The sequence below is a fragment of the Inquilinus limosus genome (genome assembly GCF_002195995.1).
Classification (GTDB): Bacteria; Pseudomonadota; Alphaproteobacteria; order DSM-16000; family Inquilinaceae; genus Inquilinus; species Inquilinus limosus_C.
In genome coordinates this window covers 51,662-77,371 of record NZ_NHON01000006.1, presented here as the reverse complement: position 1 = coordinate 77,371, position 25,710 = coordinate 51,662, and the positions used below count along the sequence as shown (strand labels likewise).

The 25,710-nt window shown below is 70.0% G+C and carries 21 protein-coding genes and 1 pseudogene; 10 read left to right on the top strand and 12 right to left on the bottom strand.

Annotation, left to right across the window (positions count from 1 at the left end):
* Positions 1–1,689: 1,689 nt before the first annotated feature.
* Positions 1,690–2,325: a hypothetical protein gene (locus BWR60_RS36200; RefSeq protein WP_144445523.1), complete on the top strand. Its 636-nt coding sequence runs from the start codon at positions 1,690–1,692 to the stop codon at positions 2,323–2,325.
* A 176-nt stretch (positions 2,326–2,501) separates the two neighbouring features.
* On the opposite strand, the gene BWR60_RS05175 is transcribed toward BWR60_RS36200, so the two are convergent.
* Positions 2,502–3,281: a class I SAM-dependent methyltransferase gene (locus BWR60_RS05175; protein WP_088149940.1), complete on the bottom strand. Its 780-nt coding sequence runs from the start codon at positions 3,279–3,281 to the stop codon at positions 2,502–2,504.
* A gap of 193 nt (positions 3,282–3,474) precedes the next feature.
* Between BWR60_RS05175 and BWR60_RS05170 the strand changes: the two genes are divergently transcribed.
* Together BWR60_RS05170 and BWR60_RS05165 are read left to right on the top strand one after the other, a co-directional pair.
* Positions 3,475–5,187, top strand: a complete 1,713-nt coding sequence (locus tag BWR60_RS05170) for a cation:proton antiporter (RefSeq protein WP_088149939.1) — start codon at positions 3,475–3,477, stop codon at positions 5,185–5,187.
* Positions 5,188–5,357: 170 nt separating this feature from the next.
* Entirely contained in the window at positions 5,358–7,526 is a 2,169-nt protein-coding gene (locus BWR60_RS05165) for a calcium-binding protein (protein ID WP_088149938.1), read from the top strand.
* Positions 7,527–7,551: 25 nt separating this feature from the next.
* Here BWR60_RS05165 and BWR60_RS05160 read toward each other — a convergent pair whose 3' ends face one another.
* Complete coding sequence (locus BWR60_RS05160) at positions 7,552–8,346, bottom strand: AraC family transcriptional regulator (RefSeq protein WP_088149937.1); 795 nt, start codon at positions 8,344–8,346, stop codon at positions 7,552–7,554.
* Positions 8,347–8,419: 73 nt separating this feature from the next.
* On the opposite strand from BWR60_RS05160, the gene BWR60_RS05155 reads away from it, so the two are divergent.
* Positions 8,420–9,364: a DMT family transporter gene (locus tag BWR60_RS05155; RefSeq protein ID WP_218823350.1), complete on the top strand. Its 945-nt coding sequence runs from the start codon at positions 8,420–8,422 to the stop codon at positions 9,362–9,364.
* Positions 9,365–9,403: 39 nt separating this feature from the next.
* Here BWR60_RS05155 and BWR60_RS05150 read toward each other — a convergent pair whose 3' ends face one another.
* Positions 9,404–10,264 (bottom strand): hypothetical protein, encoded by an 861-nt coding sequence (locus tag BWR60_RS05150; protein ID WP_088149936.1) that lies wholly within the window; start codon positions 10,262–10,264, stop codon positions 9,404–9,406.
* A 143-nt stretch (positions 10,265–10,407) separates the two neighbouring features.
* Here BWR60_RS05150 and mazG point away from each other — a divergent pair, with 143 nt between their 5' ends.
* Both mazG and BWR60_RS05140 read left to right on the top strand, forming a co-directional pair.
* Positions 10,408–11,238, top strand: a complete 831-nt coding sequence (gene mazG / locus BWR60_RS05145) for a nucleoside triphosphate pyrophosphohydrolase (RefSeq protein WP_088149990.1) — start codon at positions 10,408–10,410, stop codon at positions 11,236–11,238.
* A complete protein-coding gene (locus BWR60_RS05140) occupies positions 11,235–11,732 on the top strand; it encodes a hypothetical protein (protein WP_144445522.1) in 498 nt (165 codons plus the stop codon). The genes mazG and BWR60_RS05140 overlap by 4 nt, the downstream gene beginning before the upstream one ends.
* A 43-nt stretch (positions 11,733–11,775) precedes the next feature.
* Here the strand turns inward: BWR60_RS05140 and BWR60_RS05135 are convergent, their stop codons facing one another.
* From BWR60_RS05135 to BWR60_RS05095, 9 genes and pseudogenes are all read right to left on the bottom strand, one after another.
* A complete protein-coding gene (locus BWR60_RS05135; RefSeq protein ID WP_088149934.1) occupies positions 11,776–12,132 on the bottom strand; it encodes an FKBP-type peptidyl-prolyl cis-trans isomerase in 357 nt (118 codons plus the stop codon).
* 42 nt (positions 12,133–12,174) lie between these two features.
* On the bottom strand, positions 12,175–12,993 hold the full coding sequence (locus BWR60_RS05130) for an inositol monophosphatase family protein (RefSeq protein WP_088149933.1): 819 nt from the start codon (positions 12,991–12,993) through the stop codon (positions 12,175–12,177).
* 10 nt (positions 12,994–13,003) lie between these two features.
* Positions 13,004–14,305, bottom strand: coding sequence for a GTPase HflX (hflX, locus tag BWR60_RS05125; RefSeq protein ID WP_088149932.1), 1,302 nt, complete (start codon positions 14,303–14,305; stop codon positions 13,004–13,006).
* Positions 14,306–14,340: 35 nt separating this feature from the next.
* Entirely contained in the window at positions 14,341–14,583 is a 243-nt protein-coding gene (gene hfq / locus BWR60_RS05120) for an RNA chaperone Hfq (RefSeq protein WP_026870608.1), read from the bottom strand.
* A 118-nt stretch (positions 14,584–14,701) separates the two neighbouring features.
* Positions 14,702–15,555, bottom strand: a pseudogene (locus tag BWR60_RS05115) (D-amino-acid transaminase).
* A 187-nt stretch (positions 15,556–15,742) separates the two neighbouring features.
* A complete protein-coding gene (locus tag BWR60_RS05110) occupies positions 15,743–17,146 on the bottom strand; it encodes a sigma-54-dependent transcriptional regulator (protein WP_088149931.1) in 1,404 nt (467 codons plus the stop codon).
* Positions 17,136–19,466 (bottom strand): sensor histidine kinase, encoded by a 2,331-nt coding sequence (locus BWR60_RS05105; protein WP_088149930.1) that lies wholly within the window; start codon positions 19,464–19,466, stop codon positions 17,136–17,138. The genes BWR60_RS05110 and BWR60_RS05105 overlap by 11 nt, the downstream gene beginning before the upstream one ends.
* A 30-nt stretch (positions 19,467–19,496) precedes the next feature.
* Positions 19,497–20,951: a nitrogen regulation protein NR(I) gene (gene ntrC, locus BWR60_RS05100; RefSeq protein WP_088149929.1), complete on the bottom strand. Its 1,455-nt coding sequence runs from the start codon at positions 20,949–20,951 to the stop codon at positions 19,497–19,499.
* On the bottom strand, positions 20,948–22,090 hold the full coding sequence (locus BWR60_RS05095; RefSeq protein ID WP_088149989.1) for a two-component system sensor histidine kinase NtrB: 1,143 nt from the start codon (positions 22,088–22,090) through the stop codon (positions 20,948–20,950). Before BWR60_RS05095 ends, ntrC begins: the two co-directional genes overlap by 4 nt.
* 247 nt (positions 22,091–22,337) lie before the next feature.
* Here BWR60_RS05095 and BWR60_RS05090 point away from each other — a divergent pair, with 247 nt between their 5' ends.
* The 4 genes from BWR60_RS05090 (at position 22,338) to BWR60_RS05075 (ending at position 25,614) form a co-directional block, all read left to right on the top strand.
* Complete coding sequence (locus tag BWR60_RS05090) at positions 22,338–23,333, top strand: OmpA family protein (RefSeq protein WP_179221637.1); 996 nt, start codon at positions 22,338–22,340, stop codon at positions 23,331–23,333.
* Between the two features lie 117 nt (positions 23,334–23,450).
* The gene (locus BWR60_RS05085; protein WP_088149927.1) at positions 23,451–24,611 is read left to right on the top strand and encodes a bifunctional 2-C-methyl-D-erythritol 4-phosphate cytidylyltransferase/2-C-methyl-D-erythritol 2,4-cyclodiphosphate synthase; all 1,161 of its coding nucleotides are present in this window, start codon (positions 23,451–23,453) and stop codon (positions 24,609–24,611) included.
* The gene (locus BWR60_RS05080) at positions 24,611–25,099 is read left to right on the top strand and encodes a phosphatidylglycerophosphatase A family protein (protein WP_088149926.1); all 489 of its coding nucleotides are present in this window, start codon (positions 24,611–24,613) and stop codon (positions 25,097–25,099) included. The genes BWR60_RS05085 and BWR60_RS05080 overlap by 1 nt, the downstream gene beginning before the upstream one ends.
* Positions 25,096–25,614, top strand: coding sequence for a CinA family protein (locus BWR60_RS05075; protein WP_088149925.1), 519 nt, complete (start codon positions 25,096–25,098; stop codon positions 25,612–25,614). Before BWR60_RS05080 ends, BWR60_RS05075 begins: the two co-directional genes overlap by 4 nt.
* Positions 25,615–25,710 lie beyond the last annotated feature (96 nt).

The following is a 25,710-nucleotide window of genomic DNA, read 5'->3' as shown; positions in this document are numbered from 1 at the left end:
CGGCATGCCTGAGCTTAGCCACGGTGAAGCGCCCGCCGCCATCACGCGTGGCGGAAGATATGGGCCATCATCATCATGCGGCGTCCTTCGGCGTCGCGCTCGCGCCTCAGGCGCTTGCGCTCGGCCTCGTCCGGATCCTCGCCGGGCGTGGCCGCCGTCCCGGATGGCTCACCGCCGGGATCCGGCGGCGCCGTGGCGGGCGGGGCAGCGGCCCCGCCGGTGTCCGGCGGCCGGTCGTCCATGGGCAGGGTGCGGAAGAGGGTCCAGTTCTGGTCGAAGATGTCGCCGGTGGCGGTGTCGATGATGTAGGTCTCGCCCGCCGGGCCGCCGACATCCTCGGCGGCGATGCTGCGGTAGTAGTGGTAGGTGGATCTGCTCCAATCCAGCGGGGGCGGCTGACCCGGCGCGGCGGCCGGTYTGGCGGCCGGCGCGGCGGCSGGGATCTCGTCCGATGGCTTCGGGGCGGCGCGGGCGGGACCGGCCTCCTCCTTCGGCCCGAGGCCGGCGGCGACGGCGCGGCGGGACAGGCCGAGCTGGCGGCCGAGGCGCAGCACCAGGGTTTCGATCGGCAGGGCGGTGTCGGCGAGGTCGGCGTCGATGCGCTCATCCTCAGCCAGGCGGGACCAGAGATCGACGGTCAGCTTTTCCTTGGCCGCGGGCTTCCCGGCGGCGATGGCGCGGGACAGGGCCTCGGCCACGATGTGGCGCCGGCCGTCCTTCTCATCCCGCTGCCACTCGCGATAGGAGTCGGCCTCGTGCCGCGCCTCCTCCTGCTGCTGCCGCAGCCTGGCGTCGAGCGCGGCACGAGGCCGACTCCTATCGCGAGTGGCAGCGGGATGAGAAGGACGGCCGGCGCCACATCGTGGCCGAGGCCCTGTCCCGCGCCATCGCCGCCGGGAAGCCCGCGGCCAGGGANGCACCAGGGTTTCGATCGGCAGGGCGGTGTCGGCGAGGTCGGCGTCGATGCGCTCATCCTCAGCCAGGCGGGACCAGAGATCGACGGTCAGCTTTTCCTTGGCCGCGGGCTTCCCGGCGGCGATGGCGCGGGACAGGGCCTCGGCCACGATGTGGCGCCGGTCCTCCTTCTCATCCCGCTGCCACTCGCGATAAGAGTCGGCCTCGTGCCGCGCCTCCTCCTGCTGCTGCCGCAGCCTGGCGTCGAGCGCGGCGGCGCGGCGGATGCCGAGGGCGGTGCGGTTGAAGCCCGCTTCGGCGATGGCGGCGCGGTCGAGATCGCCGGCCCGATCGGCGGCCAGCGCCCTGGCCTGGAAGACGCGGGCCAGCTCCAGGGCCAGCTCGGTCAGCTCCGCCAGCACCTCGGCATAGCGGCCGGCCTNCGGCGGCCAGCGCCCTGGCCTGGAAGACGCGGGCCAGCTCCAGGGCCAGCTCGGTCAGCTCCGCCAGCACCTCGGCATAGCGGCCGGCCTGCGCCGTGGCCGGCGAAGCGGCGGCGGGAGTTCCGGCTCTGATGGCACCATCGACCATCCGTTGATTAGAACAAAAAGCGAACATATAGTCAAGCGATTTGAACCAGCCCGGGGTCGATCGTCTGCTTTTCCTCGTCAAGGCAGCCGCGGGACCACCGAAGAGAACCGGGCGAGGTGAACGGCCGCGAAGGGCGGAAAGTGGACATCGGATCGTAGAAGGCTGCACATTGGTTGGGACAATACGCCACCAGGGTGCGCCCCCATGGCCAAGCAATTCATCCTCTTCGCGTTCGTCACCATGTTCGGTGTGCTGGTGCCCGAGTTGTTGCGGGCTGATGGGATAATTTTCAAAATGACGGGGCCCGACGGTCGGACAAAGACAAGCAACCCTGCACATCCTCCAAAGCGCGGCGAAGAACCAATCATCGACCAACTGCTGACCTACCGCGAGACCGCCGAGGAGTGTCGCAACGCGTCCAAAATTATAGGACTCGAAACAAACGTTCATAACCCATATGAGACGCCGAATTATAAGGTATCGATATCTGAGGACTTTGGGTTCTGCCGCCTGGATTACTACGCAATTGTCAGGAGACCGTGGCGGTGCAGCACTGATGATATCGGATTTTGCCTACGATCTATTGTGGAGAATGAGTTTTCCTTGCCTCTTCCTCATGGCTCCGCGACCGACTCCAGGGCATTGCAGGATTGGCCGAATGACGCTCCGTTGAAGATATATTTTGATCTAACGAACTTAGATTCGGCGGCAAAATTCGCAAGTTCTGACAAGGATTGTCGAGTGGTGTTTGGCGGCGTCGCGCATCCAAGCTTGGCCACGGACTCTGTCTTTATTTTTCTTGGGAATGTGACACTTTCGAAGCACTGTTTCGTGGGGTAAAAACACCGCAAGTTGCGCTCGCGCTTTAGCAAGACCGATATCGCATTTCCGTGCCGCCTGTGAATTCATACGGCGGCGAATTCGGCCGGCCGAAACATCGCGGCGCGGCCTCATGGCATTCGTCCGCTTCGGGTCGAACGCGGCCATGCCCCCTCTTCAGGCGGAAAGACCTTCGGCTAGCCGTCCGCCCGATCTGCGGTGATGATCCAGGCGCGCGAGTCGAACAGCACGCCATCCGCGGTCAGATGGGCTTCGAGCAGATCGCGCAGCCGCTGCCGCCGCGCATCGGCCTGGGCATCCGCCCGGGCCAGCGGTTCCTGGATGAATTGCAGGCCGGCCAGGGCGTCATAGGCGGCGTCGACATCCGCGCCGTAGAAGACCGGTTCGTGGACCGCGGCGAAATCGACCGAGGTGAAGCCGGATGCCTCCAGGAGCCCGGTGGCGACGGCTGGGTCGGCCAGCGAGAAGGCGGGGGCGGCGGCCGCGGACGGGGCGGTGCCCGGCTCCAGCGCCTGCCGGATCGCGGTCGACCACTCGTTGCGGTCCTGGCCCTGCCACACCATCCATACCAGCCGCGCGCCCGGCCGCATCGCCCGGGCAATGTTGGCGAAGGCCGCCGCCGGATCGGCGAAGAACATCACCCCGAACCGGCTGATGCTGAGGTCGAAGCCGGCCGCGGGAAACCCGTGCCGCTGCGCGTCGCCCTGCTCGAAGACGACGTTCCACAACCCCTCCTCCGCGCTGCGCCGGCGGGCGATCTCGAGCATCGGCGCCGAGACGTCCACGCCCAGGACGCCGCCATCCACGGCGATGCGGGCCGCCTCGCGGCTGGTCAGCCCGGCGCCGCATCCGATGTCGAGCACGCGGTCGCGCGGCCCGACCGCGAGGGCGGCCCGCAGGGCCTCGTTGTGCCGGCGCAGCTCGGCATCGTAGAAATCGGCGCAGTTCAGCCCCATCGCACGCCCCCGATCACGGGCCGATCGGCGCGGCCCCGCCCCGGAGCGTCTGATACCACATCCGGCCTGCCGGGCGCTCCGGGCTCCTCTTCGCGTCCCGGCCGAAGACCAGTCCCTCCGGACGAGGGTTTTCTTACGCCGGCGCGGCACCGACGCTATACACGGGAAGCGGCAGGATGAAGGGAACCGATCGATGCATGGCGAGGCAACTCTGATCGCGACGGCGGCGGCCGGTTTCGTGCTGGCCTTCGCCTTCGGCTTCCTGGCGCACCGGCTGCGCCTGCCGCCCCTGGTCGGATATCTCGTCGCCGGCATCGCCGTGGGGCCGTTCACCCCCGGCTTCGTCGCCGATGCCGGCCTGGCGGCCGAGCTGGCCGAGATGGGCGTGATCCTGTTGATGTTCGGCGTCGGCCTGCATTTCTCCGCCGCCGACCTGATGGCGGTGCGCTCGGTCGCCATCCCCGGCGCGGTCGGGCAGATCGTCCTGGCGACGCTGATCGGCATGGGCCTGGCCGCCGCCTGGGGCTGGGGGCTGGGCGCCGGGCTGGTGCTGGGCCTCAGCCTCTCGGTCGCCAGCACGGTGGTGCTGCTGAAGGCGCTGGAGGAGCGCAACGGCGTGGCCACGCCGAACGGCCGCATCGCCGTCGGCTGGCTGATCGTCGAGGACCTGGCCATGGTGCTGGCGCTGGTGCTGCTGCCGGCCTTCGCCGGGATGCTCGGCGGCCATGCCGACGGGCATGGCGGCGATACCGACATCGTCACCGAGCTGCTGCTGACCCTCGGCAAGGTCGCGGCCTTCGTGGCGCTGGCGATGCTGCTCGGGCCGAAGGTGGTGCCCTGGGTGCTGAAGCAGGTGGCACGGACCGGCTCGCGCGAGCTGTTCACCCTCTCCGTCCTCGCCGTCGCCGTCGGCATCGCCTACGGCTCGGCCGTGGTGTTCGGCGTCTCCTTCGCCCTCGGCGCCTTCTTCGCCGGCGTGGTGCTCAGCGAGTCCGATTTCAGCCACCGGGCGGCCGCCAACTCGATGCCGCTGCAGGACGCCTTCGCGGTGCTGTTCTTCGTTTCGGTCGGCATGCTGTTCGACCCGTCGATCGTGCTGCGCGAGCCGCTGGCCGTGGCGGCGGTGGTGGCGCTGATCATCCTCGGCAAGTCGATCGTCGCCTTCGGCATCGTGCTGCTGCTGCGCTATCCGGCGGCCACCGCCCTGACCGTGGCCGCCAGCCTGGCCCAGATCGGCGAGTTCTCCTTCATCCTGGCAGGCCTCGGCCTGTCCATGGGCCTGCTGCCGCCGGAGGGCCGCGACCTGGTCCTGGCCGGGGCGCTGATCTCGATCACCCTCAACCCGCTGGTCTTCGCGGCCGTGGATCGGCTGGTGAGCCGGGTCCGGCGGGGCCATTACGGCCAGAAGCGCCTCGCCGCGCTGGAGACGCAGTTGGACGAGCTGCAGCGGCGCAGCGCGGCCCGCGAGAGCGAGCGCGGCCTGCGCATCCAGAACATCGTCGACCTGTTCCCGATCTTCGCCGATCTGGACCAGGAGGCGCGCGAGGACCTGCTGCTGCTGTTCCAGCCGCGCGCCGCCGCCCCGGGCGAGCGCATCATCCGCAAGGGCGGCCGGCCGGACGCTGCCTATTTCATCTCGTCCGGCGCGGTGCAGGTGACGGTCGACGGCCGCGAGATCCCGCTCGGCCCCGGCGAGTTCTTCGGCGAGATGGCGCTGCTGAGCCGGGCCCGCCGCTCCGCCGACGTCACCGCCATCGACTACTGCCAGCTGCTGGCGCTGCCGGAGCGGGATTTCCGCATGTTCGTGTCGAAGCATCCGGGCCTGCGGGCCCAGTTGGACCGCCTGGCGGCGCAGCGCCGGACCATGAACCGGGAACCGGTCGAAGATGCGGCGCCGGCGGTGTGAGCGGAACCGGCGAACCCGTCCAGGAGGGCTGGAGCCGGGACGGCGACGGGCGTAGATTGCACGACAAACCCAGGGCCGCATGACACCCGGATCCGGTCACGGATCGACCTGCCGATATTGCGACCAACAATTTTTCGATAACCATAAGCTAAATACTATTGGAGGGGTCAATGTCCGGCGTAAACAAATTCGACAGCCACGCCTCTGCTCCCGCCTCCTTCGGCATTCCCGGCCAGGAAGGAAAGTCGATGGACCTCAGCGGCTATGTCATCGGCCCTGATGGCGCGGGTGTGAGCATCTACTGGGCCCAGACCGGCGACTATCCCTACGGTATCACCAATTGGCAGCACCTCCAGTTCCAGGGGGCGGACACCACCATCGGATACGTGGATTGGTGGCATGATAATTATGATTACTATGCCAATATCATTCTGACGAATGGCAACGACAGTGTTTACAATTACTATTATGGAGAGAGCGCAACGTTGTACGGCCTGGGTGGCGACGACAACCTGGCTGGCGGCACTCTGATCGATGGCGGCGATGGCAATGACAGGATCCAAGGGAATCTCGGTCATGAGACCCTGATCGGCGGCAATGGCGACGATCGTATCTTCGTCTATTGGGGCGGCGATGTGGATGGCGGCGCAGGGATCGACACGATTAGCTACGCCAGCGGCAATTCCTACCAGCATGGCGTGACCATCGATCTCGCGGCCGGAACGATCTCGGACGGCACCAAGCTGACCAGCATCGAGAACGCGTTCGGCAGTGACGAGAACGATCTCCTCATCGGCACGGCCGGGACGAATGTGCTGACCGGATGGATCGGCGACGACACGCTGCGCGGCGGTGCCGGGGCCGACACCCTCGATGGCGGCGACGGCTTCGACACGGCGGACTACTCGACCTCCGCCGCGGCGGTGACGGTCAATCTCGGCACTCACACCGCCTCTGGCGGCGACGCACAGGGCGACGTGCTGACCGCGATCGAGGCGGTGACCGGCTCCGCCTATGCCGACACGCTGACCGGTGACGCCGGCGCAAACACCCTGTCGGGCGGCGCGGGCAACGACGTGCTGACGGGAGGCGCCGGGGCGGATCGGCTCGACGGCGGTGACGGCACCGACAGGGCCGACTACGCGGCGTCGGCCGCCGCGGTCACGGTCAACCTGGCCACTGGCGTCAACAGCGGCGGGGATGCCGCCGGCGACGTGCTGACCGGGATCGAGACCCTCGGCGGCTCGGCCTTCGCCGACAGCCTGACCGGCGACGCCGGCGCCAACACGCTGTGGGGCCGCGGCGGCAACGATGTCCTCGCCGGCGGCGCGGGCAACGACTCGCTCTATGGCGAGGCCGGCACCGACACGCTGCAGGGCGGCGACGGCGACGACCTGCTGATCGGCGGCAACGGGGCCGATGTGCTGAACGGCGGTGCCGGCACCGACACCGCCAACTACGCCGAGGCCGGCGCCGCGGTGACGCTGCGCCTCGTCGGCGGCGGCACCGGCGGGGTCGCGGCCGGGGACAGCTTCATCGGCGTCGAGAATGTGCTGGGCTCGGCCTTCAACGACACCATCATCGGCGATGCCGGCGCCAACACGCTGCGCGGCCTGGCCGGGACGGACCGGCTGTATGGCGGCGCCGGCGGCGACATCATCACCGGCGATGCCGGCAACGATTCCCTTTATGGCGAGGCCGGGGCCGACAATCTGCAGGGCGGCGACGGCGACGACTACCTGACCGGGGGCGCCGGGGCCGATGCGCTGGGCGGCGGCACCGGCACCGACATCGCGCTGTACGACGCGGCGACGGCGGCGGTGGCGGTCAACCTCGTCACCGGCGGCACCGGCGGCGACGCCACGGGCGACACCTATAGCGGCGTCGAGAACGTGATGGGCTCGGCCTATGCCGACATCATCACCGGCGATGCCGGGGCGAACGCGCTGTGGGGCATGGCCGGGAACGATGCGCTGACCGGGGGCGCCGGGGCCGACGCGCTCAAGGGCGGCGCGGGGGCAGACCGCTTCGTCTACACGGCGGTGTCGGACAGCACGACCGTGGCCGCCACGCGCGACAGCATCAACGATTTCTCGCATGCCGAGGGCGACCGCATCGACCTCTCGGCCATCGACGCCGACGGCAATGCCGGCAACGGCAACACCGCCTTCACCTTCCTCGGCGGCGGCGCCTTCACCGGGGCCGGGCACGAGGTGCGGGTGGCGGCCGGCGGCGGGGTCCAGTCGGTGCTGATCGACGTCAATGGCGACAAGGTGGCCGACATGCAGATCAACGTCGTCAGCGCCACCGGCCTGGTCGCCGGCGACTTCGTGCTGTAGCGCCGCCCGGGGCGGGCTGCCGCCGCTACGCCGCCTCGCGGTCGCGGCGCAGCCCGTCCTTGCGCATCTGGTCCGGCGTCGTGCCGGTCAGGCGGTGGAACATGGCGATGAAGGCCGAGGCGTTGCCGTAGCCGAGGTCGCGCGCTACCGCGCCGACCGAGGCCCCCTCCTCCAGCCGCGCCAGCGCCGCCACCAGCTTCATCCGCTGCCGCCATTCGGCGAAGGACATGCCGAGGTCGCGCTGGCAGTGGCGCGACAGCGTGCGCTCGGTGGTGCCGGTGACCCGCGCCCATTCGGCCAGCGACCGGCGATCCCCCGGCTCGCGCTGCAGCGCCTCCAGCACCACGCGCAGCGCCGGGTCGTCCGACACCGGCAGGTAGGAGGAGTGGCGCGGCGCCAGCCGGATCTGGTCGACCAGAACCTGCGCCAGCCGCAGGTCCTCCTCGCTTCGCGGCACCTTGACGCCGCGGGCGTCGACATCGGCCAGGATCGCCTTGATCAGCGGGCTCAGCGCCAGGGTGCAGGGCTCGGCCGGCAGCGTCGCGCAGAGCTCGCGCACGACATAGACCGAGACGTAGCGCACGGCGTCGCGGTTGTGGCAGGCATGGACCACGTCCGGCGGGGTCCAGATCGCGTAATGCGGCGGCGACAGGTAGCGCACGCCGCCCACCGTCGCCACCATCAGGCCGCGCACGGCGTAGTTGAGCTTGCCCCAGGGCAGCGCCGCCTCCGGCCACACCATGCCGGCGGGATAATCCTCGGTGCGGAAGGACAGCGGGTCCGGTGGGGCGCCGCGCAGCGCAGGCAGGCGCTCGGTCATCTGTCCCCTCCTCTCCATCGCTTGTCCGATCATCGTTATATATCTTGAACCCGCCAGGCGCTAGGGTCGCGACATGTCCACCTCGCCCTCCTCCCTGCCGCTGCGCTGGTTCGCCCTGCCGGTCGTCACCGTGGCGATCTGGTCCGGCAATGTCGTCGTCACCAAGCTGGCGGCGACCGCGGTCCATCCCAGCGTCATCGCCTTCGAGCGCTGGGCCCTGGCGCTGTTGCTGCTGACGCCGTTCCTGGCCTGGCCGGTGTGGCGGCTGCGGCGCGAGATCCGGCCGTATCTGGCGAAGCTGGCGGTGCTGGGGCTGTTCGGCATGGCCGCCTATCAGGGGCTGGCCTATTACGCGGCGGAGACCACCTCGGCCACCAAGATGGGCTTCGTGGTGTCGCTGGTGCCGCTCTTGACCATGGCGCTGTCCAGCCTGCTGCTGGCCGAGGCGCCGACGCTGGGCATGGTGGCCGGCGGCGGCCTGTCGCTGGTCGGGCTGATGCTGCTGCTGGGCCAGGGCGACCCGCTGGCGCCGTTCAGCGGCGGGCTGGTACCGGGCGACGGCATGATGCTGATCGCCTGCGTCGCCTATTCCGGCTACGGCGTGCTGCTGCGGCGCTGGCACATGCCGCTGCCGGCCTGGCCGTCGCTGTACCTGCAGATCGCCTTCGCCACGCTGTTCCTGCTGCCGGGCTGGCTGCTGGCGCCGGCGGCGCCGCACAGCGCCACGGCGCTGGGCCTGATCCTCTATGCCGGGATCCCGACCTCGATCCTGGCGCCGTATCTGTGGATGCAGGCGATCCGCCTGCTCGGCCCCAGCCGCACCAGCCTGTTCATCAACCTGTCGCCGGTGATGACCGCGGCGATCGCGATGGCGGTGCTGGGCGAGAGCCTGCACCCCTACCACCTGGCCGGCGGCGCCCTGGTGCTGGCGGGCGTGGTCCTGGCCCAGCGCTTCGGCCGGCGGACGGTCCGGCCGGTCGCAGTAACGAAAGCTGGGGCAGCAGAGGCCGCCGAATGAAGCGGCGCCGCCTGGATCGTCAGGCGGCGCCGGCTTCCGTTACTTCCAGTGGTGCTCGGTGCCGAACTTCCGCAGGTCGCGCTCGTGCTGGCGGCGCAGCTGGGTCAGCTGGCGGGTCAGGTCGCGGCCCAGGATCTTGGCATAGTCCTGGCCGGTCTTCGACTTGGCCCAGTCGTTCTCGACGAAGCGGGCATCGACCCGGCCGGACCGGCTGACCGACACCGCCGAGCCCTTGAAGCTCTGCGCCGCCTTGGTCAGCTCGGCCACGAAGGTGGCGTCGTCCAGGCCGCTATAGGCCTTGCCCTCGGAATCGCCGATGTTGAGGAAGTACAGGTCGTGGCCGAAGGCGGTGTAGCCGCCGCCCAGCCCCTTGTTCACCTCGGCCGCGTGCTGGAAGAAGGCCTGCGCCTCCTCGCCGCTCGGGGCGTGGTCCTTGAAGGTGACCACGGCAAAGGCGGTGTTGCCCTGCCCTTCCGGCGTGAAGTCGGTGATCAGCACGCTCCACTGGCGGAAGGTGTAGCCGATCGCCGCGGCGAACAGGTCGGACGTCTTCGCATCGGCCTCGAAGGCCGATTGCAGCGAGGCGTTGGTCTCGAGCTGATAGCCCCCCGGCGTCAGCTCGGTCTGCACCTGGTCGGCCGGGATCTGCAGCAGCTCCAGGATCTTCGGCATCTCGGTGTCGCGCACCTGCGCCGTGAACGCGGCGCGGTCGCCGTAGCTGGCCTTCTTGTCGTCGAGGCCGAGCGGCTTGAAGGTCAGCACCTCGTAGGAGAAGAGCTGGGTCGGGCCGACCGGCGCGGCCGGGGCCGGCGCGGGCTTCTGGCCGCAGGCGGCGAGCGCGACCGAGGCGGCCAGGCTGGTCGCGAGCGCGACGGTTCTGAGAGAACGGATGAACGACATGGTGTGGATTTCCCCTCGGACCGGAGCGAAGCGCCCCGGCCGGTATAGGAATATGCGAGCGCCGGCTTGGCAAGGCGGAGCGCGATTTGCCGCCGCCGCCGCGATGCGATACCAGGAAGGGACCGCCCGCCCGGAGACCGATGATGACCGACCGTCCCGATGCCCCCGAAGCCGGAGACGCCACCCGCCGCCTGATCGAGGTGATGGCGCGGCTGCGCGACCCGCAGACCGGCTGCCCGTGGGACGTGGAGCAGAGCTTCCGCACCATCGCGCCCTACACGATCGAGGAGGCCTATGAGGTGGCCGATGCGATCGAGCGCGACGCCATGGACGAGCTGAAGGACGAACTGGGCGACCTGCTGTTCCAGGTGGCCTTCCATTCGCGCATGGCGGAGGAGCGAGGCGCCTTCGCCTATGCCGATGTGGCGGCCGGGATTGCCGACAAGATGATCCGCCGCCACCCGCATGTGTTCGGCGGCGCCGAGGTCGACGCCGACGGCATGCCGGCGCAGTGGGAGCGGCAGAAGGCGGAGGAGCGGGCGGCCAAGGCAGAGGCCGAGGGCCGCCCGGCCGGCGTGCTGGACGGCATCGCCGCCGGCCTGCCCAGCCTGACCCGGGCGCTGAAGCTGCAGAAGCGGGCGGCGCGGGTCGGCTTCGACTGGACCGACCCGGCCGACATCCTGGACAAGATCGAGGAGGAGGTCGGCGAGATCCGGGCCGAGATCGACGGCAAGGCGCCGAAGGAGCGGATCGAGGACGAGATCGGCGACCTGCTGTTCTGCGCCGTCAACCTGGCCCGGCGCTACGAGGTCGACCCCGATTCCGCCCTGCGCCGCACCAACGCCAAGTTCGAGCGCCGCTTCCGCCACCTGGAGGCGGCGCTGCGGGCCCAGGGCCGCGACCCCGCCGGGGCCAGCCTGGACGAGATGGAGGAATTGTGGGTCGTCGCCAAGCGGGCGGAGACGGCGGCATGAGGATGACGACGCTGCGTGGGAGGCGCCGGCTTCCCGCCCTCGCCGCGATGCTGGCCGCGGTCCTGGCCGGCGCCGCGGCCCATGCCCAGACATCGGCGGAGCTGCTGGTCGGCCGATGGGACCTGGTCTCGCAGCAACGGATCGCCGATGGCCGGGAGGCTCCGGCCCAGCCCGTCTCGGACAAGACCCGCTCGACCATGGTCTTCACCGCCGACGGGACGTGGCAACTCGTCGCCAGCGCGCCACTGGGTTCCCACGGCACCTATCGCTGGCTTGGGCCCGGCCGGATCGAATCGACGACCATCAAGGCGCCGGTCCCGTCGGGCAACGGCGTCACGCGGACCTTGTCCGTCGAGGTCGACGACGGGCAGCTCAAGCTGACCATGACTCTGTCGGCGGAGGATCTGACGAAGGTCAACGGGCCGGCCCGGGCCGGCGCCCCCTATCCGCAGACGCTGACGGTCGTCTCCACGCTCCGCCGGCTTCGGGACTGACGGCCGGTTCGATCTGGCGAACCGGCCGGCGGCAGGCGTGCGGTCAGACGCCCAGCAGCTCGACGTCGAAGATCAGCGTCGCGTTCGGCGGGATGACGCCGCCGGCGCCGCGCGCGCCGTAGCCCAGGGCGGCCGGGATGACCAGCCGGCGCTTGCCGCCGATCTTCATGCCCTGCACGCCCTCGTCCCAGCCGCGGATCACCCGGCCGCCGCCGAGCGGAAAACGGAACGGCTCGTTGCGGTCCTTGCTGGAGTCGAACTTCTTGCCGGCGGTGCCGTCGTCGTTCCGCAGCCAGCCGGTATAGTGAACGGTCACGGTGACGCCGGCCTTCGCCTCGGCGCCGGTGCCGACCTCGAGATCCTCGATCTCCAGCCCGGAGGCGGTGACGGTGCGGGACATGCTCAGGTTCCTTTCACGTTCAAATCAAGGTCGTAGCAACCATCAGGCCGCGGCCGCGATCTCGCCCATGGCGGCGCGGGCGGCGCGCCAGCTGGCCTGGTCCGGCGCCACCAGGATCGGGCCCTGGCGCAGCGTCGGGCGGTAGCGGGTGCCGTCGAGCACGGCGCTCCATCCGCCGGCCTCGGCATGCAGCAGCGTGCCGGCGGCGTGGTCCCAGGGGAACAGCTTGCGATAGGCCAGGATGTCGATGCGGCCCTCGACGGCGTCGATATAGTCGGCGCCGGCGCAGTTGACATGGATGTGGGTGCCGACCGCCTCGCGCAGCCGCATCACGCCCACGGCATAGCCTGGCGGCCGCTTGGCCAGGTTGAAGCCGCCGCGCAGCGTCGCCAGCGGCCCCGGCGCCGCCAGGGTCCGGCGCTCGCCGTCGACAAAGGCGCCCTCGCCCCTGATCGCCCAGGCGGTTTGATTCTCGACCGGCAGGTGGATCCAGCCCATCAGCGTTTCGCCCCGGTGCACCAGGGCGACGATGGTGCCGAAGCGCGGCCGGCCGGCGACGAAATTGGCGGTGCCGTCGACCGGGTCGACCACCCAGACCGGGTCGTCGCCGTCCAGCAGGTCCAGCACGGCCGGATCCTTGGCATAGGCCTCCTCGCCGAGCACGAGGGAGCCGGGCAGGAGATCCGGCAGCCGCGCGGCGAGGCGCACCTCGCTCTCCTGGTCGGCGATGGTGACCAGGTCGCCGGGCGCCTTCTCCATCACCGCCCCGTCCTCCAGCCGGCCGAAGCGCGGCAGGATCAGCTCCTGCGCCGTCTCCGAGATCAGGGCGGCGACGGTATCGATCTCGGGCAGGCGCAGCATCGGAGGGCTCTCAGTGACGGGTGGCGATGCCGAGCTGGCGGTGCAGCCGGGCGGCGTCGTTCGGGTGCAGGCGGACGCGGACGAAGAGATGGGCGCCGTCGTCTCGGGCCTCCAGCACCTCGCCATGCTCGTGCAGCCAGGCCAGGGTGCGGCCGTCGGCGATGTCCAGCTTGACCGTCATGGTCTCGCGGTCGGCGTTGATGCGGCGGGCGATGAGCTCCATCAGCCCGTCGCAGCCGTCGCCGGTCAGGGCCGAGATCACCGCGGCGTCATGGCCGCGCCGGCGCACGGCGGTCGACAAGGTCTCGCGCTCGGCCTCCGGCAGCAGGTCGGCCTTGTTCAGGACCTCGATCACCCGCCCGTCGGAATCGATGTCGATATCGAGGTCGCGCAGCACCGCCTCGACATCCTCGCGCTGGGCCTCGGTGTCGGGATGGGCGATGTCGCGGACATGCAGGATCAGGTCCGCGGCCTGCACCTCCTCCAGCGTCGCCCGGAAGGCGGCGACCAGATGGGTCGGCAGGTCGGAGATGAAGCCGACGGTGTCGGACAGGATGATCCGCCGCCCCTGCCCCGCCTCGATCGCCCGCATGGTCGGGTCCAGCGTGGCGAACAGCATGTCCTTGGCCAGCACGGTGGCCCGGGTCAGGCGGTTGAACAGGGTCGACTTGCCGGCATTGGTGTAGCCGACCAGCGCCACCACCGGATACGGCACGCGGGCGCGGGCGTCGCGGTGCAGCGACCGGGTGCGGCGGACGTCGTCCAGCTGGCGCTTGATCTGGATGATGCGGTCGTCGATCTGGCGGCGATCCAGCTCGATCTGGGTTTCGCCGGGGCCGCCGAGGAAGCCGGCGCCGCCGCGCTGCCGCTCCAGATGGGTCCAGGACCGCACCAGGCGAGAGCGCTGGTAGCTGAGATGCGCCAGCTCGACCTGCAGCTGACCCTCGCGGGTGCGGGCGCGCTCGCCGAAGATCTCCAGGATCAGGCCGGTGCGGTCGATCACCTTGGTCTTCCAGCGCCGCTCCAGGTTGCGCTGCTGCACCGGGCTCAGGGTGGCGTCGACCACGACCAGCCCCGCCTCGGTGGCGGCGACCACGCTCGACAGCTCCTCCAGCGCGCCCTCGCCGATCAGGGTCGAGGGCTGGGGCCGCGACACCCGGACGCAACGCGCCTCGGCGATGTCGAGGGAGATCGCGCGCGACAGCCCGACCGCCTCCTCCAGCGAGGCCTCGGATGTGCGCCCGGCATCGTTGCGGGCACCCGGCAGGACCGGATGAATGACGATGGCGCGCCCCGAGGACGCGCCATCCACGCCGGAATTTGGCCCCGAAGTCTGGCCCAAAGGGATCAGGCCTCTTCCTTCTGCGGCTCGAACAGCTGAATCGGGTGCGCCGGCATCACCGTCGAGATCGCATGCTTGTACACCAGCTGCGAATGGGCATCGCGGCGGAGCAGGACCGAGAAGTTGTCAAACCAAGTGATGATACCCTGCAGCTTTACCCCGTTGACGAGGAAGATGGTCACCGGGATCTTGTTCTTCCGGACGTTGTTGAGGAAGACGTCCTGAACGTTCTGTGCCTTTTCCGACATTAGTTGGATCCTGCTGCTTGATTTTATTGGAGCCCCGAGGGGCCCGAGCCACACGATGTGGCACCGATCGACAATATGGGAAGCGCGGGGCCGGAGAAAAGGGAGCAATGGCGCATGGTCACGATGCGCCGGCGCCTGACGCGTATCCGACATAGGCCTCCAGCAGCCGCCGGCCCAGCGGGCCGGGTGTGCCGTCGCCGACCGTGCGGTCGTCGATCCGCAGCACCGGGGTGACGAAGCTGGTGGCGCTGCTGAGGAAGGCTTCGCGGGCCGCGAAGGCCTCCTCCAGGCTGAACGGCCGCTCCTCGAAGCGCACGCCCTCCGCCGCCGCGATCCGCAGGATCGACTGGCGGGTGATGCCGTTGAGGATCTCGTGGCTGGCCGGCCGGGTGACCAGCACGCCGTCCGCGGTCAGGATCCACGCGTTGGACGAGGTGCCCTCGGTGACGAAGCCGTCCTCATCCACCTGCCAGGCCTCGAAGGCGCCGCGCTCCGCCGCCTCCTGCTTGCCCAGCACCTGGGGCAGCAGGCCGACGGTCTTGATGTCGCGGCGCTTCAGCGGATGTCCGGGATGGTGATGACGCGGACGCCGGTGCGGCCATGGGGCGCCAGCGCCGCCCGCCGCGTGGTCATCACCAGGGTCGGCCGGGCCGCGGCCGGGAAGCGGAAGTCGCGCGGGGCGGCGCCGCGGGTGACCTGCAGGTAGATCAGCCCGTCGCGCACGCCGTTGCGCTCCAACAGCCGCCGCATCAGCAGCCGCAGCACCCGGCGCTCGCACGGCCAGGCGATGCGCAGCTCCTGCAGCGACCGGCCGAGCCGGTCGAGATGGCCGTCCTCGTCTATCAGGGCGCCGCGGCGGATGCAGACCACCTCGTACACCCCGTCGGCGAACTGGAAGCCGCGGTCCTCGACATGTACCGCCGCCTGGGCGTGCGGCACAAAGCGCCCGTTGACATAGGCGTCGCGCGCCATCGCTTAGACTCTCCCCACCCGCTTGACGCCGAGCGTCCTGGCACGCCCTTCCCTCGCCGTCATTGCGAGGAGGTGAAGCCGACGAAGCAATCCATCGTCCCGCACGAGCGGCTCCATGGATTGCTTCGCTGCGCTCGCAATGACGGTGTTTGGAATTCCGAAAGGCCTGACAATCGAACCATCCGGCTCAGTCGAGCAGCTTGCGGTCGCCGGCGCCGTGCACGCCCAGGCTCTTCATCTTGCGGTGCAGGGCCGAGCGCTCCATGCCGATGAACTCGGCGGTGCGGCTGATATTGCCGCCGAAGCGGGTGACCTGGGCGATCAGGTACTCGCGTTCGAACAGCTCGCGGGCGTCGCGCAGCGGCAGGCCCATGATCTCGCTGCCGCGGTCGCCGCGCAGCACCGCGGGGGCAATGGCGCCGATCTCCGGCGGCAGCATGTCGGCATGGATCGGCATGCTGTTGTCGCCCGCCGCCATGATCAGCAGCCATTCGATGACGTTGCGCAGCTGGCGGACATTGCCCGGCCAGCTATAGGCCTGCAGCGCCGCCATCGCGTCCTCGCCGACCTGGCGGGGCATCAGCCCCTGCCCGTCCGCCGCCCGCTGCATGAAGTGGCGGGCCAAGAGCGGGATGTCCTCGCGCCGGCTGGCCAGCGGCGGCACGGCGATCGGCACCACGTTCAGGCGATAGTACAAATCCTCGCGGAACCGGCCCTCGGCGATCTCGGTCGGCAGGTCGCGGTTCGAGGAGGCGATCACCCGGACATCGACCTCGACCTTGGTGGCGCCGCCGACGCGGACGAAGGTCTGCTCCTGCAGCACCCGCACGATCTTGCCTTGGGTGGCCAGCGGCATGTCCGCCACCTCGTCCAGCAGCAGCGTGCCGCCATGCGCCTGCTCGAAGGTGCCGACCTTGCGGGTGGCGATGACGCCGTCGACCATGGCCTCGACGCCGAACAGCTCCTCCTCCAGCCGGTCCGGATGCATCGCCGCGCAGTTCAGGGCGATGAACGGACCCTCGGCGCGCTTGGACAGGGCGTGCAGCCGGCGGGCCACCACCTCCTTGCCGACGCCGGCCGGGCCGGTGATCAGCACCCGGCTGCCGGTCGGCGCCACGCGCTCGATCTGCTGCGCCAGCTGGCTGATCATCGGCGAATGGCCGATCAACTCGACCTCGGTGCCGGCGCGCAGCTTCAGCTCGGCATTCTCGCGCCGCAGCCGGGCCGCCTCGATGGCGCGGTCGACCATCAGCAGCAGCCGGTCCGACTTGAACGGCTTCTCGATGAAGTCGTAGGCGCCGTGCTTGATCGCCGTGACCGCCGTCTCGATGTTGCCGTGGCCGCTGATCATCAGCACCGGCACGCCCGCATGGTCGCGCCGGATGATGTCGAGCAGCTCGAGCCCGTCGATCGGGCTGCCCTGCAGCCAGACGTCGAGAATCACCAGGCTGGGCTGGCGCGCGGCGAGCTCCTGCTGCGCCTGCGTCGTGTCGCCGGCCTCCCGGGTCGTATAGCCTTCGTCGTCGAGGATGCCCGAGATGAGCATCCGGATATCCGCCTCGTCGTCGACGACGAGAATGTCATGCGCCATGGCCCACCGCGTCCTTGGAGCCCGCAGCCGTCACCTGATCGGACGATGCGCCCGGCTCGTCGCCGGTTGGAACGGCCGGAACGCCCGCCTGTTCCAACGGAAAGACGAGGCTGACCCGGGCCCCACCGCCCGGGCGGTCCTCGAGGACCAGCCGGCCGCCGTGATCCTCCATGATTTTCTTGACGATGGCGAGCCCCAATCCGGTCCCCTTCGCGCGGGTGGTGACATAGGGTTCGGTCAGCCGGTCGCGGTCGACGGTGGGCAGGCCCCTGCCGTTGTCCTCGACCGTGATCCAGGCCTCACCGTCGGCGTAGTCCAGCACCATCCGCACCTGCCCCTTCGGCAGGTCGCGGCCCTCGGCGATGCGGCCGTCGATCGCGTCCGCGGCATTCTGCAGCAGGTTGGTGACGGCCTGCGACAGCTGCCGGGCATCGCAGGGCACCGTCGGGCGGTCGTCCGGCTGGCTGAAGGAGAAGCTGACCTTCGGATGGGCGTTGCGCTGCAGGAACATCGCCTGCTGGCAGGTCTCGGACAGGTCGATCGCCTTCATCACCGGCGTCGGCATACGGGCGAAGGCCGAGAACTCGTCGACCATCCGGCCGATGTCGCCGACCTGCCGCACGATCGTCTCGGTGCAGGTGATGAAGGTCTGAGGATCGTCCGATATCTGCTTGAGATATTTGCGTTTCAGCCGCTCCGCCGAGAGCTGGATCGGGGTCAGCGGGTTCTTGATCTCATGCGCGATCCGGCGGGCGACATCGGCCCAGGCCGCCTTGCGCTGCGCCGACAAGAGTTCGGTGACGTCGTCGAAGGTGACGACGAAGCCGCGGATCTCGCCGTCCAGCCGCTCCGCGGCGATGCGGGCCAGCAGGATGCGCATCTCGCCGTGGCGGCGGACCTTGACCTGGCCCTCCACCACCCGGCCCTGGCGGCTGCGGGCACTCTCCAGCAGCTCCGCCATCTCTGGCACCGCCGCCTCCAGCGGGTGGCCGACCAGCTCGTCGACCGAGCGGCCGAGCAGGTCGGTGGCGGAGCGGTTCGGCAGATGCACCCGTCCGTCCTCGTCGAGGCCCAGCACGCCGGCCGAGACGCCGGACAGCACGGTCTCGGTGAACTGCCGGCGCTGGTCCAGCTGGCGGTTCGCCTCGATCAGCTCGCGCCGCTGGCTCTCCAGCTGGTTGGTCATGCGGTTGAAGGAGCGCGCCAGGCTACCGAGCTCGTCGGTGCTGTCGCTGCCCTGGACCCGGATCGACAGGTCGCCGGCCCGTACCCGCTCGGACGCCATGATCAGCTCGCGCAGCGGCCGCACCAGCGTGTCGGCGAAGACCAGGCCGATCCACACCGCGGCCATCAGCAGCAGCACCGCGACGGTGACGTAGATGGCGGTGAAGATCAGCTGCAGCTGCGACCGCCGCCCCTCCAGGGCGCGGTAGTCGGCGACCGCGCCCTTGGTCTGCTCGACATAGGCCAGCGCCTCCGGGTCGACCTGCTTGCCGATCAGCAGGAAGGCGTCGAAGGGAAAGCCGTTCAGCCGCGCCAGGGCGCGCACCCGGTCGCCCTGGCCGTCGACCATCAGCTCGACCGGCCCGTAGCCGGTGCTGTCGGCCGACATCGCCCGGTCGAAATATTGCGGGGCCACCATGTCCAGCTTCAGGCCCTTGGCGTAGGGCGATTCGGCGACGACCTGGCCCTTGCGGTCGATGATCCGGATGTCGGGGATGTTGTAGGTCTGGGTCATGCTGCCCAGGATCCCGATCAGCGCGGATTTGTTCGCGGTGATGAATTCCGGGTACTGGGCGTAGGCCCGCTCGACCGTGTAGGCGATGCTCTGCGCGGCATAGCGGATGCCCTTCTGGTTCTCCTCCAGATAGACCTGGGCGACCGAGAGCGATTCGTTGACCGCGGTCGACACCCGCTCGGAGAACCAGGTCTGCACGCCGATGTTGAAGATGACGGCGGAGAAGACCGCGACCAGGATGGCCGGCGCCACCGCCACCACGGCGAACAGCGCCACCAGCCGGACATGCAGCCGCGACCCGGCCGAGCCGCGGCGCCGCGCCGCCCAGATCCCGACCAGCCGGCGCGCGACGATGGCGCCGAGCATCAGCAGGATGGTCAGGTCCAGCACCAGCAGCAGCGTCACCCGGTCGGCATCCTTGCCGAACAGGGAGTTGCTGCTGAGCGCAGTGTAGGTCGCGATGCCGGAGGCGACGGCGGCGAAGATCAGCACCACCGCCAGCTTGTTCTCAAGCCCGATCCGGGCCGCCCATTGATACAGCTGCCGCCAGAGGGAAGACGGGCTCGCGGCGTTGGTGGTCATCGAGAACGGTTCAACATGCTGAGTGGGGGCCTAGCTTAGGCCACGGACCACCGGGATGTCTAACTCGCGGATCTTCTTGCGCAGGGTGTTGCGGTTCAGGCCCAGCAGCTCGGCCGCGCGGATCTGGTTGCCACGGGTGGCGGCCAGACTCAGCGTGATCAGCGGCCGCTCGACCTCGCGCAGCACCCGGTCGTACAGGCCGCTGGCCGGCAGGCTGCCGGCATGGGCGGCGAAATAGTCGCGCAGATGGCGCTCGACCGCCGCCGACAGCCCCTCCCCGGCCGGCTCGGCGCCGGGCTCGGCAATGCCGGGTTGCGGCAGGGCGTCGCTCAACTCGGCCTCGACCACGTCGATGCCGATCGTCTCCTGCGAGTAGAGGGCGCAGAGGCGCCGGGCCAGGTTCTCCAGCTCGCGCACATTGCCGGGCCAGCGGTGCCGCGTCAGCCGCTCCATCGCCCGCTTGTCCAGCGCCTTCTCGCTCATCCCCTCGGCGGCGGCGCGGCGCATGAAGTGGCTGACCAGGGCCGGGATGTCCTCCGACCGCTCACGCAGCGGCGGCAGGCGGATCGGCACGACGTTGAGGCGGTAGAACAGGTCCTCGCGGAACAGGCCCTGCCGCACCATGGTGCGCAGGTCGCGATGGGTGGCGGCGACGATGCGGACATCGGCGCGGATCGGGGTGCGGCCGCCGACCGTGGTGTATTCGCCCTCCTGCAGCACCCGCAGCAGCCGGGTCTGCGCCTCCATCGGCATGTCGCCGATCTCGTCCAGGAACAGCGTGCCGCCCTGGGCCTGCTCGAACCGGCCGGTGGAGCGCGACAGCGCGCCGGTGAAGGCGCCCTTCTCATGGCCGAACAGCTCGGATTCGATCAGGTCGCGCGGGATCGCCGCCATGTTGATGGCGACGAAGGGGCCGCTGCGCCGGCGGCCGTAATCATGCAGCGCCCGCGCCACCAGCTCCTTGCCGGTACCGCTCTCGCCCGTGATCATCACGGTCAGGTCGGTCGCCATCAGCCGGGCCATCACCCGGTAGATCTCCTGCATCGCCGGCGACCGGCCGATCAGGGGCATCGCCTCCTCGCCGTCCTCGACCTCGCGGCGCTCGCCCTCGTCCTGGCGCGGCAGGGTCAGGCCGCGCTCGACCACCCCGACCAGCTCCTTCAGGTCGAACGGCTTGGGCAGATACTCGAAGGCGCCGCGTTCGGTCGCCTTGACCGCGGTCAGGAGGGTGTTCTGCGCGCTCATGACGATGACACGCAGCTCCGGCCGCAGCTTGCGGATCCGCGGCAGCAGGTCCAGGCCGTTCTCGTCCGGCATCATCACGTCGGTGATGATCAGGTCGCCGACGCCGTCCTGGACCCATTTGTACAGGGTCGAGGCGGTGCCGGTGCTGCGCACCTCGTGGCCGAGCCTGGACAGGGCCTGGGTCAGCACCATGCGGATGGCGCGATCGTCATCCGCGACCAGAATGGTCCCGCTGGTCATGCTTCGCTTCCGTTGCTTTCGCTGTCGCCGGTCGACACCGCCCCGGCGTGGATCGGCAGGGAGATCTTGAACACGGTGCGGCGCGGCTCGCTCTCGAAGCCGATCAGGCCGCCATGGTCACCGATGATCTTGGCCACCAGCGACAGGCCGAGGCCGGAGCCTTCCGCCTTGGTGGTGACGAAGGGGTCGAACAGGTGGTCCTTGAGGTCGTCCGGGATGCCCGGGCCGTTGTCCTGGATCGCCACCATCAGCGGCAGGTTCAGGCGCTGGCTGGTGCCCTGCACCGCGATCGCCACGCCGCGCTGATAGGCGGTGGTCAGGATGATCTCGCCATCCTCGGCCACCGCCTCGACCGCGTTCTTGATCAGGTTCAGGAAGACCTGGACCAGTTGGTCGAACTGCCCCGGCACCGGCGGCAGCGACGGGTCGTAGCGCTCGATGAAGCGGACATGGCGGCCGAAGCCGGTCTGCGCCACCTGGCGCGCCCGCTCCAGCACCTCATGGATGTTGACCGGCTCGCGGTTCAGCGGGCTGGGGTCGGAGAAGGCATCCATGCGGTCGACCAGCCGGACGATGCGGTCGGTCTCCTCGCAGATCAGCCGGGTCAGGGCCCGGTCGTCGTCGCCGACCGTCTGCTCCAGCAGCTGGGCGGCGCCGCGGATGCCGGAGAGCGGGTTCTTGATCTCATGCGCCAGCATCGCCGCCATCGCGGTCATCGACCGGGCGGCGTGGCGGCGGTTCAGCTGGGTGTCGATCCGCCGCGCCACCGATTCCTCGAACAGGCTGACCACCGCGAGGTCCGGCGGGTCGACCAGCGGCGCCACCGTCACCGTGACCGTGCGCCGGCCGATCCGCGGGCTTTCCAGCAGCATGCCGTAATCGGCGACGCTGCGGTCCTGCTGGATCGCCTGGTCGATCAGGGTGAACAGCGGGCTGTCGCCCGGCACCAGCCCGGTCAGCTCCTGCCCCAGCAGGGCGGATTCGCTGGCGTCCAGCAGCTGCTGCGCGGCCAGGTTGACGAAGCGGATCACCCGGTCGTGGCCGACGGCCAGCACCGCCACCGGCAGCGAGGCCAGGAGCGCGAAGGGGTCCGGTTGCGGCGCGACCGCAGCGGTGGGGATCGGTTTCAGATTCGGCATCGGCGGCGAGCGGGATTGCGGCTGCCACATCAGCCCATCGCCTAAATTTTGTCCAATGAAAGTTTTGCCCAACCAATGAGCAGAAACAGCAACCACCCCCGATTCTTGGGGGGAAGAAGTTCCTTGCGCGGGGCGCTACATGTCAGGCGGCCGGGGTCGGGGCCGGTGTTTCCGCCGGACGGACGGCCGCGGTTGAGGCATGATGCCGCCGGGCTTCGGCTCGGTGGCGACGATGGAGCAGACTCCTATGAATTCGATGATCGGGACGATCGGTCGCATCGCCGTGCTGGCCTTCGCGCTGGCTGCCGCCATGACGGCGCCGGCCGCGGCCGCCGACATCCCGGGGGCGAAGGATTATCCGGGGATCAAGCGCTACGACGGCGCGTCGATCGTGGAATACAAGACCCAGAAATTCACCCACTACACCCTGCCGCTGGGCGCGGCCGACGAGGCCGACGCCGACAACAAGCCGGTCTTCGCCGCCTCGAAGCAGGTCAGCGGCGCGCTGACCCGCCTCAGCTACACGGTCCCGGCCGGCATCTCCTCCGCCGACGTGTTCGAGAATTACGAGAACGAGCTGGCGGCCAAGGGCTACCAGGTGCTGTTCAAGGCCGATGGCGGCGCCATCGGCAGGCGCCAGGACGTCATCTTCGACGGGGTCGGGACCCAGCTGTTCAGCTACAGCCCGGAGGCCGCGCATCTCCTGACCGCGGAGCTGGCCAAGGACGGCGGCACCGTCAGCATCGCCCTCTACGTCACCGAGTTCGAGGACGGCTACACCCGGGACATCGAGGTCGCGAAGGGCCAGGCCATCGTCCAGCTCGACGTCATCGAATCCGGCACGCTGCAGGACAAGATGGTGACGGTAACGGCGGCCGAGATCGAGAAGAGCCTGTCGGCGCAGGGCCATATCGCCCTCTACGGCATCACTTTCGACTTCGCCAAGGCCGACCTCAAACCGGAATCGAAGCCGGCGCTGGAGCAGATCGCGCAGGTCCTCAAGGACGACCCGTCGCTGAAGATCCATGTCGTCGGCCACACCGACAATGTCGGTGGCATGGATACCAACATGGCGCTGTCGCGGGCCCGCGCCGCCTCGGTGGTGTCGGCGCTGGTCAAGCAGTACGGCATCCCGGCGGGCCGGCTGAACCCGGCCGGCGTCGGCCCGCTGGCGCCGGTGGCGCCGAACGACAGCGACGAGGGCCGGGCCAAGAACCGGCGGGTCGAGCTGATCCCCCAGTGACCGGCCCGCGGTGACGATATGGCCGGGTGGCGCCGCCGCCCGGCCGTGCCGCTTGTCTCTCCCCCGGCGCCGCCCTATCGTGCGGCGCTTTTTTCGTCGAGGGAGTCCCAGCGGACCATGCCACGCCACGCCGCCGTCATCGTCGCCGCCGGAACCGGCGAGCGCTTCGGCGGCTCCCTGCCCAAGCAGTACCGCCCACTGGCCGGCAGCACCGTGCTGCGCCGGTCGGTCGAGGCCTTCCGCGCCACCGGCCGCTTCGACGACATCGTCGTGGTGATCCGCGACGAGCACCGGGCGCTGTATAACGCGGCCGCGGCGGACCTCGGCCTGCCCGACCCGGTGATCGGCGGCGCCACCCGGCAGGACAGCGTCCGCGCAGCGCTGGAATGGCTGGAGGCCCGCGCCCCCGACCGGGTGCTGGTGCATGACGCGGCGCGGCCGCTGATCGATCGCGCCACGATCGACCGGGTGCTGGACGCCTTGGACGAGGCCGAGGCGGCGATCGCCGCGGTGCCGGTGGTCGACACGATCAAGCGGGCCGAGGCCAAGGGTGGCGCTCCCATCGCCGCCGGCACGGTCGACCGCAGCGGGCTGTGGCAGGCGCAGACGCCGCAGGGCTTCCGCTTCCCGGCCCTGCTGGCCGCCCACCGCTCCGTGGCCGGCGAGGCGCTGACCGACGACGCCGCGGTGGCGGAGCGCCAGGGCATCGCCGTGCGCCTGGTCGAAGGCCATGTCGACAACTTCAAGATCACCACGGAGGCGGACCTGACCCGCGCGGAACGACTGCTCGGCGGCGCCGCCGACATCCGGACCGGCACCGGCTTCGACGTGCATCGCCTGATCCCGGGCGACGCCGTCATCCTGTGCGGTGTCCGCATTCCCCACGGCTTCAAGCTGGAAGGCCACTCCGACGCCGATGTCGGGCTGCACGCCCTGACCGACGCGCTCTTGGGCGCGATCGGCGCCGGCGACATCGGCCAGCACTTCCCGCCATCGGACGAGCGCTGGCGCGGCGCCGATTCCGCCGCCTTCCTGGCCCATGCCGGCGAGCTGGTGCGGGCCCGCGGCACCATCCTCAACGTCGACGTCACCCTGCTGTGCGAGCGGCCGAAGGTCGGCCCGCACCGCGCCGCCATGGTCGCCCGGATCGCCGGGATCCTGGGGCTCGACGCGGAGCGGGTCAGCGTCAAGGCGACCACGACCGAGCGGCTGGGCTTCACCGGCCGCGAGGAAGGCATCGCCGCCCAGGCTTCCGCGAGCGTCCGGATCGAGCGCTGATGCCGTTCCGGCCGCTCCCGCCCGGCTGCACCTTCTGGCAGCCGACGACGCTGCTGGCGACGGTGGGTGGGATCGGGCTGATCCGGGTGGCCTCCGGCACCTGGGGATCGCTGGCCGCCCTGCCCCTGGCCTGGGCGCTGTGGTGGCTGGGCGGACCACTGGCCGTGGCGATCGCCGGGGTCGTCATCGGCCTGGTCGGGGTGTGGGCATCGGGCGCCGTCTGCCGCGGCGGCGAGGCGGATTCGAGCGCGATCGTGATCGACGAGGTGGCCGGCCAGCTGCTGGCCCTGGCCCCGGTCGCCGGGGTGCTGTGGCTCTATCCCCTCGCCTTTGCCCTGTTCCGGCTGCTCGACATCGCCAAGCCGTGGCCGATCTCCTGGCTGGACCGCGAGCTGGGCGGCGGCTGGGGCGTGATGATGGACGACATCGCCGCCGGCGTGGCGGTCGCCGCGATCGGCGCGGCGGTCCTGGCGGGAGGACTGGCGTGATCGACGACGCGGATCTCGCCTTGGCGGCGCAGGTGCTGGATGCCTGCCGCGCCGCGGGGCTGATGCTGGCGACGGCGGAAAGCTGCACCGGCGGGCTGGTGGCGGCGGCGCTGACCGCGATCGCCGGCTCCTCCGACGTGGTGGAACGCGGCTTCGTCACCTATTCCAACGCCGCCAAGGCCGAACTGCTGGGCGTGCCCGCGCCGCTGATCGCCGACAAAGGGGCCGTCAGCGCCGAGGTTGCGGCGGCGATGGCCGAGGGCGCCGTGACCCATGCGAAGGTCGGCCTGGCGGTCTCGGTCACCGGCATCGCCGGGCCGGGCGGCGCCACGCCGGGCAAGCCAGTCGGGCTGGTGCATTTCGGCCTCGCCCGGCCGGGCGTCGCGACCCGGACGGAGCGGCGCGTCTTCGCCGGCGACCGGACCGCCGTCCGGGCCCAGGCCATGCGGCTGGCGTTGGAGCTGCTGCTGGCCGGCGCGCAAGCCGCAAAAACCGCATCCCCCCACGCCGGCTGACGCGGGTGGGGCTATCAGCCCTGTGAAACCGCTATCCGAGGCAAGCAGAATCTCTTCTGAAATTTACAGCAATTCTGTTTTTGCTGTATATTGCAG